This is a genomic window from Arthrobacter sp. 135MFCol5.1 (assembly GCF_000374865.1).
GTDB lineage: Bacteria > Actinomycetota > Actinomycetes > Actinomycetales > Micrococcaceae > Arthrobacter.
The window spans coordinates 88,992-101,502 of sequence record NZ_KB895458.1 but is presented as its reverse complement, the minus strand read 5'-3'; the positions used below and the strand labels follow the sequence as shown (position 1 = coordinate 101,502).

Genomic DNA, 12,511 nt, shown 5'->3' with positions numbered 1-12,511 from the left:
GCCTTGAGCCCGTACGCTGGATGGCGTGGAATTATCGCAGAGCACCCGGGCCGTCATCATCGGCGCCGGCCCCCGGGGCACCAGTGTGCTGGAGCGGCTGCTCGCCCACACGGCCGCGGCGGGGCGCCCCGTGCGGCTGCGAATCGACGTCGTGGACCCGTATCCTGCAGGCCCAGGCCATGTCTGGCAGCCGGACCAGTCCCGGCTGTTCCTGATGAATACCCAGTCGTTCTATCCCACGCTGATTCCCCAGGACCCGTCGCTGCCGGCGCCGGTTGCCGGTACCACGTTCGATGAATGGCGGCTGAGGCAGCAGAGGGATCCGCTGCCGTCGCTCACCGATGACGAACGGGCCGAAATCGCGGTGCTGGGTTCGCGGGACTTCCCCAGCCGTGCCCTGTACGGCCGGTATCTTCGCAGCACCCTGGCGGACGTGCTCGCCAAGGCCCCCGACGGCGTCACCATCGAATTCCACGAAACGTCCGCGCTGTGGGCGCGCCCCACCGGGGACGGAATGTTCGACGTCGGACTGGCCACCGGGGAGACCATCAGGGCCAACTCCGTGGTGCTCGCCCTGGGGCACATTTCGTCCCGCCTGAACCCGGAACAGCGCGACCTCCAGGATTCGGCCGCGCGGCTGGGTTTGCAATACTTTCCGCCCGCCGCGCCCGCGGATGTGGACTGGTCCCGGATCCCGGCCGGCGAACCTGTCCTGGTCCGCGGCATGGGACTGAACTTCTTTGACACCATGGGACAGCTCACCGAAGGCCGCGGCGGAAAATTCGTCTCCACCGGCAACCGGCTCGAGTACGAACCCTCCGGCCAGGAGCCTTTGATCATCGCGGCCTCCCGGCGCGGCACCCCGTACCGCGCCAAGGCCGCCCTGGACGGCTACTACGCCCCCTCAGTCAGGCTGCGCTACCTCACCGAGGCCGCGATCGGGCGGTTGGCCAAGGCAGGAATCCGGCCCTCCTTCGACCACGACCTGTGGCCCTTGCTGCACCGTGACACCCTGTGGGCCTACTACTCCACGCTGGTGCGCTCGCAGCCGGGAGCGGTCCCGGACGCGCCGGCATTCCTTGCCGCGCTCGAGGAAGCCCTGCAGCCGCATGCGCACAGCGCCGTGAAATGGGAGGACGGCGTGGACAGCGTCCTTGCCGTCCACGTCGGCCCCAGGCACCGCCTGGACCTGCTGGGACTGGCCGCTCCGCTGGCGGGCCGTTCGTTTGGTTCCCGGGCCGAGCACGACGCCGCCGTGGTGGAATTCCTGCTGGACGACGCGCGCCGTTCCGCGCTCGGCGAGGACGATCCGGTCAAGATGGCCATCGGCGCCCTGCACCATGGACGCGCCGTCCTCAAAACGGCAGTGGCCGACGGCGGCATCACCGACGAATCCTGGGTGGCCGGACTGCGCGGCTGGTTCGAGTCCTTCGTGGAAGGCCTGGCCAGCGGTCCGCCGGCGCTGCGTTCCGAACAACTCGCCGCGCTCGCCCGGGCCGGGGTGGTCAGCTTCGTTGGGCCGGACCCCAAATTCGGCGTGGACCGGAAGGCGGCCCGGTTTGCCGCTTCCTCACCGTGGGTTTCCGGGCCGCCCGCGACGGCGCGGACCATGGTGGAAGCGCTGGCCCCCGGCAACCGGGTGTCAGCCAACGAGTCCCCGGTCCTGGAACAGCTGCTGGCGGACGGGCTGGTCCGGTCCAAACTGATGATGACCGCCGAAGGCGCCCCGGTGGAGTCCACCGGACTGGACGTGGAGCCCCACCCGTATCGGCCGGTGGGGGCCAACGGGTCGGTGACGGAGGGCTTGTTCGTCCTGGGATTGCAGCTGTCGTCGGCACAATGGGGCACCGCCATCGCCGCCGAAGCTTTCCAGGAGGGCGGCCCCGCCTACCGCAGCGGCCAGCGCACCCTCCGCGATGCGGACGAAATCGCGGCGGCCATCCTCAACAGGGGATAACCCGGCCAGGGCTTGAACACCGATGCGCCATCACTTCCGGCCCCCAAACCGTAGGAAGGGAACCGGAAGTGATGGCGCATCCTGGTGTCAGCCGCGCAGGCAGGCCCGGTACGCGGCCATGGCCTGTCCGTAGTTTGCCTGGCCCCTGAGGTCGGCGGGCCGGGTGGGCTTGACCGGCGGGACGCAGACCGGTTGCGACGGAGTGTCCGCCGCAACCAGGACCGCAGTCCGGACCACCGTGCCGGATTCGACGGCGGTGAGCACCAGGGTGCCCGTCCCCGCTGCAGCGCCGGCCGGCACGGCAAGGTTCACGGCGGCGGCGCCGGCGGCGACCGGGACCGTGCCCAGCTGGGTCACCGTGCCGGCGGAGTCCGTGAACGAGGCCGCCAGTGCCGTGTTCACCGGGCTGCCCAGCGACGTCAGGTCAAGCCTGGACACCGTCAGCGTGAGCGGTCCGCCGGGCTTGACCTCAGCGGCAGTGGTGTTGGTGACAGCCACTGAACGCCGGGCGAAGTCCGGGGACACCGGGCTGCTCTTCTGGAGGTACCCGATCCAGGCATCCCGGTCCACCAGCCCGGAATCGCGGGTGTTGGTGCCCGCGGTGAAGATCCGGAAGTTGTCGCCACCGGTGGCCAGGAAGCTGAAGGTTCCCACCCGGTAGGACTTGGCCGGGTCCAGCAGGTCGCCGTTCACCCGCACGGACGTGATCCGTTCACCGGCCGGGCGGGCGGCATCGTAGGTGTAGTTGACGTTCTTTGACAGGCCCAGCTGCAGGTAGGCCCGGCTGGGAACCGTGCCATCCGGGTTGGTCTGCCACTGCTGTTCGAGCAGCGTCTTGAACTGCGCACCGGTCAAGGACGTGGTCCACAGGTTGTTCACGAACGGCAGGACCGCGTTGGCCTCGGCGTAGGTGATGGTGCCGTCCGGTGCGTAGTACAGCTCGTTGCGCAGGCCGCCGGAATTGACGACGCCGATCTCCGCGCCGCCAAGCTCGGCCGGCTGCAGGGAAGAGAGCAGGGAATCGGCCACCAGGTTGCCCAGGGTGGATTCGCTGCCGCGGTCATCGCGCTTGGCAGCACCGGTGGCGTCGGTGGTGAACGCCGTGGTGATGTCCTTGGTGACCGAGCCGATGGGCTGGTTGCCCACCACGGAGGCGTCCGCGAGGGCCTTCTTCACGATCGCGTCCACGGCGGCCACGCGCGGGTAGGCGGCCACCAGCCCTGCTGCGGCGTCGGTGGTGCGCTTGACGTTACCGGCCTTGTACCCGGTCACCTGCTTGGTGGCCGTGTCCACGGTCAGCTGGATCTGGCCCACGTTCTCACCGTAGTTGCCGGTCTGCACGATGGGCCGGGTCTTGCCCGCGGCGCCCGGCACCGGGGCGTCCCAGGCGTACTCCTTGTGGGTGTGGCCCGTAAAGATCGCATCCACTTCGGGGGAGGTTTCTGTGACCAGCTTGGCGAAGGGACCCCCGGCTGCCACTTCCTGCTCCAGGGTGGCGCCCTCCACCACCCCGGAACCGGCGCCGTCGTGGTCCTCAACGATGATCACGTCCGCCAGCTTCTCCGCCGTGATCCTGGCGGCCACCCGGTTGATGGCGTCCACCGGGTCGCCGAAGTCGAGGTCGGCGATGCCGGCGGGAGTCACCAGGGAGGGGACTTCCTGGGTGACGGTGCCGATCACGGCAACCTTGATGCCGTTCAGGTCCAGCACCGTGTACTCCGGCAGGACCGGCTCGGTGGTGCCCTTCTTGTAGACGTTCGCGCCCAGGTAGGGGAACTTCGCGTTGGCGCCGCCCGCGATGACGCGGTCGCGCAGGTCCGCCCAGCCGCCGTCGAACTCGTGGTTGCCCACGGCGGACGCTTTCAGCTCCAAGGCGTTCAAGACGTCGATGGTGGGCTGGTCCTTGGCGACTGCGGACGCGAACAGCGAGGCGCCGATGTTGTCCCCGGCCGACAGGAAGGCCGTGGCACCCGGAGCTGCCGCGGCGCGGAGCTTCTCGATGGTCCCGGCCACCTGCACGGTGTTGGAATCGATCCTCCCGTGGAAGTCGTTGATGTTCAGGAGGTTCAGGTCAACGGTGGCAGGGACTGCCGGGAGGTCCAGGCCCACCACCACGGGGTCGTGGTCGCTGGCGCGGAACTGGTCTGGTGCGTAGTAGTCGGTGACGTTGTTGTTGTAGCGGCTGTACTCCAGCGCCACGGATTCCACCGAGTTGATGTTCCAGATGTCCGCACCGGTGACCACCGCGTTGGCCGCCGGGGAGGCGAGGATGTGGTCCAGGGAGCCCACCAGGCCGCCGAAGAGGTACGAGTGCTTGGCCGTGCCGTCGGCATTCCTGGCCTTGTCGTCCTGGTTGACATACCCTGCGCCGGTGAGGACGTTGATCGGGTCTTCCTTGCCGTACGAGTTGAAGTCGCCGATCAGGAACACCTTGTCGGTGGCCTTGGACTTCTGCAGCTCGTCGGCGAAGGCCAGCAGGGACTGCGCCTGGGCGGTACGGGCGAGGTTTGAATTGCCCTGGCCCTTGTCGGTGTCGTCCGGTGTGGCTGCCGAGCCCTTGGATTTGAAGTGGTTCGCGATCGCGATGAACTTCTTGTCATCAGGCGCGCCTACGGGCTTGAAAACCTGGGCCAGCGGCTTGCGGGCGCTGGCGAAGGCGACCGTGTCGTTGTGGATGATGGATTCGCCCACCGGCTCGGCGGCGGCCTTCTTGAAGATGAACGCTGTGCGGATCATGTCCTCGTCGGCCAGCGGGGGTGCGTTCGCGGGGGTGCGGACGTAGTCCCAGATGCCTGGGGTGGGGATGTTAAGGGCCTCCACCAGCTTGGCCAGGGCGTCGTCCCGGTCCTTGCCGAACTGTGCGGAGTTCTCCACCTCCATCAGGGTGACGACGTCGGCGCCGGACTTGGAGATGGCGGCCACGATCTTGTCCTGCTGGCGTTTGAAGTTCTCGGCGTTGGCGGCGCCGCGGACGTTGCAGCCGCCGCTGACGGTAATGGGGTTGCCTGCGCGGTCGGTGTAGAACTTGCAGCCGGCGATCTGGTCACCGGTGGTGGGGAAGTAGTTCAGCACGTTGAAGGAGGCGAGCTTCAGGTTGCCGCCCACGGCCGCGGGGGCCTCGGTGCGGGTGGCGCCGAAGCGGGCCGGCTGGACGGTGGCCTTGTTCGCCTCCGTCAGGTGGGTCAGCGGCTGGAACTTCCAGGAGTTGTTGGCGTAGCCCAGCACCACGTTGGTGCTGAAGCTGACGGGTGAGCCCACCCGGACCGGATCGGCGGTGGTGAGGTAGGGCAGCACTTCGGCCTTTGTGGTGGCGTCCTTGAGGAAGTTGGTGCTGGACCCGTCGTCGAGCTTGATGCCGCGGGCGGCGTTGTCAGCCACCACGGCGGCGTACTCTGCTGAGCCGTAGGGTGCCACGGCGGTGGGCTGTTCCAGCGCGGTGGTGCCGCCGGCCAAGCCGATCTCGCCGTACTGGTTCAGGCTGTAGTTGTCACTGACGGTCATGGGGCCCTGGGGTGCCAGCAGCATGCCTTCCAGCGACTCGCGGAAGGCCTCGCCGGCCGGAAGCGTGAAGACGGTGGGCTTGACCTCGGGTGCGGCCTCGGACAGTTTGGTGAGGCCGGTGGCCGCCGTGACATTCAGCTGGGTCATTCCGTAGTACTCGGCAACCGTGCCCGTGACCTGGACGTAGTCTCCGGCCTGGACCGATCCCACCGTGGCGGGCGAGTAGACGAAGATGCCGTCGGAGGCGGAGTGGTTGGTGGCGCTCAGGTCGCCTCCCGTGCCGGGGGTCTGGATGTAGTAGCCGTTCAGTCCGCCCGTGGGAAAGGCCGCGGTGACCTTGCCCTTGGTGGTGACGGCGGCTCCGGCCAGCGGGCTTTCGACGCCGGTGCCCTGAATTTCGGCGATGGTTTTGTCGACCGGGTCCGGGACCGGTGTGGGGTCCGGTGCGGTACCGCCGGAGGACGTGGGGGTGATGGCGGCGCTGAGCGTGAAGTCAGCGGCATTGCTGTTGCTGTCCGCGCCTCCGGTCCGGTTCAGGCTCTTCACGTCGGTGTTGGAAGCGGGTGCCGCGGCGGCCTTGGTCTCAAACGTGTTGGAGCTGCCGTAGCCCAGGAGGTCGGCCACGCCTGCGGGCTCCACCGCGGACCCGGTGGGAAGTCCGACGGCGGTGGGCTGCTTGGCGAGCACAATGGTGCCTCCGCTGCCGCCGAAGTTGAGCGCCCCGGCCACGAGGTCCGGTGCGGGCAGGTCTGCACCATTGGCGCCGTTGCTCCCGCCCTGAACCAGGTAGTAGCCCTTGGCGGGAATGGACCCCGACAATGCGGCGACTGCGCTGGGAGCGGCCGTTCCGGTGGCGGAGCGGTACTGTACCGACCAGCCGTCCAGGGAGACGGGCGCGTTGGAGCTGTTGTACAGTTCCACGAATTTGTTCTTGTACGCGGCGCCGCTGCTGCCGCCGCTCAGGTAGGCCTCGTTGATGACAACGGGGGATGTGCCGGCCGCGGCTGAGACCTCCGCGGCCGCCGGAACAGCAGTCAGCGGGGCTGCGATGAGCCCCGCTGACAATGCTGCACCGAGCGCTAACTTCCAGGGTGTTTGATGCATCCGCTCTTACTTTCATTGAGGAGTACCGGGTGGGTGGTCCGGTGGGTGCGTCCATGCTTCATGGATCGGACTGGGCAGGAATGTGCCTGGCCTGTTGGTTGTCCAGGCACATGACAACAGCACTGAATGAACGCAAGGTTGCTGGCGCGTGCATTCGGTGGGGCGTTCCCCAGCGGAGCGCCCCACCGTCCGGCCCGGGCTTTTCCCCAAGCCCGTTCCGGAGATGCTGGTGGCGGGAGTGATGCTCGCCGACAACCCGGGGGTGTGCCGGCAGTCACAAACGATACCCGCCAGTAGCATTGCGTCCAGGTGTTTGCGGCGGCTTTATCCAAAGAATTTACGTACCGGCAACACGGCCGGGCACGGGGACTTAAAGCAAAAAGCCCCTGGCGGCCGGTGCCGGCTGCCAGGGGTTCCCTTGCGGAAGGTAAGAGATTCGAACTCTTGGTACGGGGTTACCGCACACTGGTTTTCAAGACCAGCTCCTTCGGCCGCTCGGACAACCTTCCTCAGCTAGTAGTGTTTCATAGGCACTTGCCTGCAACAAAACAGGCCGCGGGCAGGAGTCCGGTGCACACTGGTTGCAGCCAGGATTTGAATCAGGAACGGGAGAGGTCCATGAAAGCCGTCTACATCTCAGAACCGGGCGGCCCGGAAGTGCTGGAAGTCCGCGACGTGGATGCGCCGGTACCCGGCCAGGGCGAAGTGCTGATCGATGTGGTGGCTGCCGGCTTGAACCGGGCGGACGTGCAGCAGCGCCGCGGCTTCTACCCGCCGCCTCCCGGGGCCTCCGAAATCCCCGGGCTGGAAGTATCGGGCCGGATCTCAGGTTTCGGCCCCGGCGTCAGCAAGCCGTTCTCGGTGGGGGACAAGGTGGTGGCCCTGCTGGCCGGCGGCGGTTACGCCCAGCAGGTGGCGGTCCCGGCCGAACAGGTGCTGCGCGTGCCCGACGGGGTTGACCTGGTCACTGCGGCCTCGCTGCCCGAGGTGGCGGCGACGGTATATTCCAACCTGATCATGACAGCGCAGTTGCAGCCGGGTGAGACGGTCCTGATCCACGGTGCCACGGGCGGAATCGGCACCATGGCCATCCAGTTGGCCAAGGCGTTTGGCGCCAAGGTTGCCGCTACGGCAGGCACGGACGAGAAGGTGGGCACCGCCAAGGCGTTCCTCGGTGCGGACATCGCCATCAACTACAAGGAAGAGGACTTCCCCGAGAGCCTGCGCCGCCAAAATGAGGGCAAGGGTGCCGATGTCATCCTGGACGTCGTGGGGGCCAAGTACCTTTCCCGGAATGTGGATGCCCTGGCCGACTACGGCCGGCTGGTGGTGATCGGCCTGCAGGGCGGCACCAAGGGGGAGCTGGACCTGGGGCTGCTGTTGAAGAAGCGTGCGGCCGTGGTGGCCACGGCGTTGCGGCCCCGGCCCGTGGCGGAGAAGGGGGCCATCATGAGTGCCGTCCGGGACGCCGTGTGGCCGCTGATCGTGGATGGCAGGATCCGCCCGCTCGTTGCCAAGACCTTTCCGCTGGACCAGGTCAGCGCGGCCCACAGCTATTTCGACAGTGGGGACCATGTGGGCAAGGTCCTTCTGGTCATGTAGGGACCTAGATACTCAGTATTGCCATGACCGCGCCCTGCCCGTTAGTGTGGTCCATACGCGGTATGCACGAGTCTTGGGGGCTCGTGCATACCGGTAGATGCCAGCCCGGGGGAGCACAATGTCCATACGCCACAGCCTCCTCGCCCTGCTGCAGGACCAGCCGCGCTACGGCTACCAGCTGCGGGTCGAGTTCGAGAACCGCACAGGGGCCACCTGGCCCTTGAACATCGGGCAGGTGTACACCACGCTGGACCGGCTGGAACGTGATGCGCTGGTGGCCAAGGACGGCGACGACGGCGAGGGCCACGTCGTCTACAGCATCACCCCGGCCGGCCAGGCCGAGGTCCGCAGCTGGTTCGCCGCGCCCGTCGAACGCAGCAACCCGCCCCGCAACGAGCTCGCCATCAAGCTCGCGCTCGCCGTGACGCTGCCCGGCGTGGACGTCCAGGCCATCATCCAGGCCCAGCGCGTGGCATCCATCAGGGCCTTGCAGGATTACACCAAGGCCCGACGCGACACCGCGGCGAACCAGCGCGCGGCGGACACCGCCTGGCTGCTGGTGCTTGACTCGCTGATCTTCCAAACCGAAGCGGAGGTCCGCTGGCTGGACCTCTGCGAGGCCAGGATGGTCCAGCAGGCACAGTCCGCCGCGGCGGCCACTGCCCGGAAGGCATCCAACGGGGCCACGGAAGATTCCCCGCTGAACGCGGACGCCCGCCGGTGAGCGTCCAGGGGCCGCAGCAGGTCCTTGAGCTCGCCAAAGTCGGCAGGACCTTCGGTGCGGGCGCGACGGCGGTCGCCGCGCTTCGCGATGTGGACCTCACCATCGGCGCGGGGGAGTTCGTGGCCGTCATGGGCCCCTCGGGCTCCGGCAAGTCCTCCCTGCTGGCCCTGGCCGGCGGCCTGGACCGCCCGACGTCGGGCGCTGTCTTCGTGGAGTCCACGCCCCTGGCGGGGCTGGGCCTGAACGAGCTGGCCCGGCTGCGCCGCCGCGCAGTGGGGTACGTGTTCCAGGATTTCAACCTGGTTCCCACGCTGACGGCCGAGGAGAACGTGGCACTGCCCCTGGAACTGGACGGGACATCGGCCAGGAAGGCGCGCCGGCAGGCAGCCGACGCGCTCCGGCAGGTGGGGATACCAGAGCTCGCCTCCCGGTACATGGACCAGATGTCCGGCGGCCAGCAGCAGCGCGTAGCCATAGCCCGGGCCATCGTGGGCCAACGGCGGCTGATCCTGGCCGATGAACCCACCGGGGCCCTGGACTCCACCACCGGCCAGGGGGTCATGGAGGTCCTGCGGTCCCGAGCCGACGCCGGTGCCGCCGTCATGCTTGTCACCCATGAAGCGCGGCATGCCGCCTGGGCTGACAGGGTGGTCTTCCTCAGGGATGGCCGGATCATCGACCAGGCCACCGCCATGCACGACCCCACCATGCTCCTCACCCAGGCCGGACTCTGATGCCGTTGGACGTGGCTCCGGCGCCCTATGGCCGCCGGAGCAGCCTTCGCGTTGCCGTGCGGCTCGCGCGCCGCGACATCGCCCGCCACAAGGGACGGTCCCTGCTGATCATCGTGCTGATCATGGTGCCGGTGGCCGGGATGACAGGTGCAGCCACCCTTTACCAGAGCTCCCAGCGGACGCCCGCGGAAATCGTGGACTACGAACTCGGCCGAACGCAGGCCCGGTTCAGCGCCCTCCCGGTTCCCGGCGCCGACTCGCTCCAGGACCCGCTCAACGATGCCATGGTGGCCTCCAGTACCGGCCGCTACGACCCGGACTTCAAGCCGGCCGACCCCCGCGATGTCCTGCCGGCCGGCTACCAGGTCCTGCCACAGCGCCAGCTGCAGCTGACCACAGGGGTTGGGGAAGCCCTGGTAGCACTGCAGGGGCGCGAAGTGGACGCACTTAATCCGGCCTTCGCCGGGAAATTCACGCTCCTGGACGGGCGGGCGCCGCGTGGAGGGGCGGAAGTCCTTGCCTCGCCCGGGCTGATGGCCCGCTTCAACCTCGCATTCGGCCAGGAAATCACGACGTCGGCAGGAACCTTCGTGCCGGTCGGCACCATTCGCGATGCCGGGGCCTCGGACGGCAACAGCTTCCTGTACCTGCAGTCCCGCCAGGTGCCGGCGAATCTCGGCGCCGGACCGCAGACCCACCTGTCGGTGTCGTACTACCTGGTGGGGCCCGAGCCCGTGACCTGGGACTACATCAAGGACGCCAACAGCAAAGGCGTGGCCGTGCTGTCCCGCAGCGTGGTCCTGGACCCGCCGCCCCTCGAACAGCGCGTCGTCCCGGGTTCGCAGCCCCACAACGACTCCTCGGCACTGCTGGCCGTCTACGCCACCTTCGGCCTGGTCGGCGCGCTCGCACTCCTGGAAGTTGGCCTGCTGGCCGGCGCCGCGTTCGCCGTGGGAGCCAAGCAGCAGGTGCGGGAGTTGGCACTCCTGGCATCATCCGGGGCGGAAAGCCCCACCATCCGCGCGGTAGTCACCGCAGGCGGACTGTGGCTTGGCGGCATCGCTGTTGCCGCGGGGGCCGCGGTGGGGCTGGGAGCCGCTGCCGTCGTCGTCCATCTGGTCCGACTGGCCGGATCCGTCCGGCTGGCGGGCGTGCACCCGGACGTCCCCATGACCCTGGCCGCCGCGGCCATGGGCCTGGTGGCCTGCGTTATTGCAGCCCTGGTGCCGGCCCGGCAGGTGTCACGCCAGGCGGTATTTGGCGCGTTGAAATCGGGGCGGGCACCGGCTCCGACGGCGCGGCGGTCCACTGTTGCAGGTGCCGTGGCCCTGGTGGCTGCGGCGGTCCTCCTGCTGGCCGGCTGGGTCCTGGGCACGTCCACCTCCGATCCCGATCAGCGGGCCGCGGAGCTGCCCCTGGTGGTCACTATCCTGATCCTCGGTGCCGTGCTTGGCGTTGCCGGCCTGGTCATGGTCACCGGCTGGCTGGTCCTCAGCCTCACCTCCCGCACGCAGTGGATGACCCTGTCCCTCCGGATGGCGGCACGGGACTCGGCCAGGAACCGGGGACGGAGCGTTCCCGCCGTCGCCGCAGTACTTGCAGCAGCGGCGCTGGCCAGCGCCGCCATGGTGCTCTCGGCCAGCCAACAAGCCGGGATGCGGCAATCGCACTGGTGGGGAGGCCTGGAGAACCAGGCGTCGCTGCCCCTGGTGGTGGACCCGCCGACGGGTGCCGGCGGCAACAGGCAACCGCCTGTGCACGTGGACGCGTCCGCACTTTCCGCTGCCGTGGCCGGGGCTTTGGGCACGGTGGAATGGAGCCACCCCATCACCGCCCCGGAAAGCACCCGCACCTGCATGGACGGCCAGGCCGGCCCCGGGCTGCCGGCCCGGACGTCCTCGTCCAACTGCCTGCAGTATTCGCTGGCCCTGCCAGAGGCCAACGCGTGTCCGCGAACGCCGCAGGGGAGGCTGGCGGATCCGGGTGATTGGCGGTGCCGCGGTTCGATGGCCCTTCGGTCGTCCTACGACGGGACGGTCCTGGTGGGCGGCGAAAAGGATGTTCGCGCCGTGCTCGGCCGGGACGCCACGCCGGAGGTCCTGGCCGTGCTGAACGCCGGCGGGATGGTGGTGACCAACCCGGTTTTCGTCAGCGGCGGACACGTGCTGCTCCAGGCACAGGACGTGCGGACCCATGAGGCGGCGGTGCAAGGGCCCGGCACGGTCCCGTCCACGGTCAGCAGCACGCCGCTCGCCGCGGCAGTGCTCGAGCCGGTGGTTCCCGTCCCCTATTACGGCATCGTGTCACCCGCCACGGCGCAGCGGCTCGATTTGCACCCGGAACCAGCGGCCCTGCTGGTCCAGTTGGCCGGCGCCCCGTCGGAGGCGGAAACGGATGCGGCGTCCGCCGCGGCGGCATCGGTCTACGGGCTGCCGGGCATGACCTTCCGGGCTGAACCGGGCATCTCCCAGGGCAGCCAGTGGACCACCTGGGTCATTGTCGCCGTCAGTGCGCTCATCACCTTCAGCGCTGCGGGGATCACCACCGGCCTGTCAATGGCGGACGCCCGCGCAGACCATGCCACGCTGGCCGGGGTGGGCGCCGCGCCCCGGTTGCGGAAGACGCTGGCCGGGTCCCAAGCACTGTTCACCAGCGGCGTCGGGGTGGTGCTGGGAACACTGGCTGGAACCGTGCCCGCCGTCCTCCTGGCGCTCTCCACGGACCTGCGGACCGCCGTCGAAGTCCCGTGGCTGCACCTGTCCGTCCTCGTGGCGGCGGTGCCGTTGACGGGGGCGGCGCTCGCGTGGGCCCTCACCCGTGCCAGGCTGCCCATGTCCCGGCGCAGCGTGGGTTAGGAACCGGAGCCGGCAGCCGCCCACCCCGTTTCCG

The 12,511-nt window shown here is 68.7% G+C and carries 6 protein-coding genes and 1 tRNA gene; 5 read left to right on the top strand and 2 right to left on the bottom strand.

Annotated features, from left to right (window positions below):
• The first annotated feature begins 25 nt into the window (after window positions 1–25).
• Window positions 26–1,957 (top strand): FAD/NAD(P)-binding protein, encoded by a 1,932-nt coding sequence (locus C563_RS0112365; RefSeq protein ID WP_018762378.1) that lies wholly within the window; start codon window positions 26–28, stop codon window positions 1,955–1,957.
• A gap of 87 nt (window positions 1,958–2,044) precedes the next feature.
• On the opposite strand, the gene C563_RS0112360 is transcribed toward C563_RS0112365, so the two are convergent.
• The gene (locus C563_RS0112360) at window positions 2,045–6,562 is read right to left on the bottom strand and encodes an ExeM/NucH family extracellular endonuclease (protein WP_026264755.1); all 4,518 of its coding nucleotides are present in this window, start codon (window positions 6,560–6,562) and stop codon (window positions 2,045–2,047) included.
• Window positions 6,563–6,983: 421 nt separating this feature from the next.
• Window positions 6,984–7,071, bottom strand: a tRNA-Ser gene (locus C563_RS0112355).
• A gap of 109 nt (window positions 7,072–7,180) precedes the next feature.
• On the opposite strand from C563_RS0112355, the gene C563_RS0112350 reads away from it, so the two are divergent.
• The 4 genes from C563_RS0112350 (at window position 7,181) to C563_RS0112335 (ending at window position 12,477) form a co-directional block, all read left to right on the top strand.
• Window positions 7,181–8,164, top strand: coding sequence for an NAD(P)H-quinone oxidoreductase (locus C563_RS0112350; RefSeq protein ID WP_018762376.1), 984 nt, complete (start codon window positions 7,181–7,183; stop codon window positions 8,162–8,164).
• Between the two features lie 118 nt (window positions 8,165–8,282).
• Window positions 8,283–8,888 (top strand): PadR family transcriptional regulator, encoded by a 606-nt coding sequence (locus C563_RS0112345; RefSeq protein WP_018762375.1) that lies wholly within the window; start codon window positions 8,283–8,285, stop codon window positions 8,886–8,888.
• On the top strand, window positions 8,885–9,622 hold the full coding sequence (locus tag C563_RS0112340; RefSeq protein ID WP_018762374.1) for an ABC transporter ATP-binding protein: 738 nt from the start codon (window positions 8,885–8,887) through the stop codon (window positions 9,620–9,622). Before C563_RS0112345 ends, C563_RS0112340 begins: the two co-directional genes overlap by 4 nt.
• Entirely contained in the window at window positions 9,622–12,477 is a 2,856-nt protein-coding gene (locus C563_RS0112335; protein ID WP_018762373.1) for an FtsX-like permease family protein, read from the top strand. The genes C563_RS0112340 and C563_RS0112335 overlap by 1 nt, the downstream gene beginning before the upstream one ends.
• The last annotated feature ends 34 nt before the right edge of the window (window positions 12,478–12,511 follow it).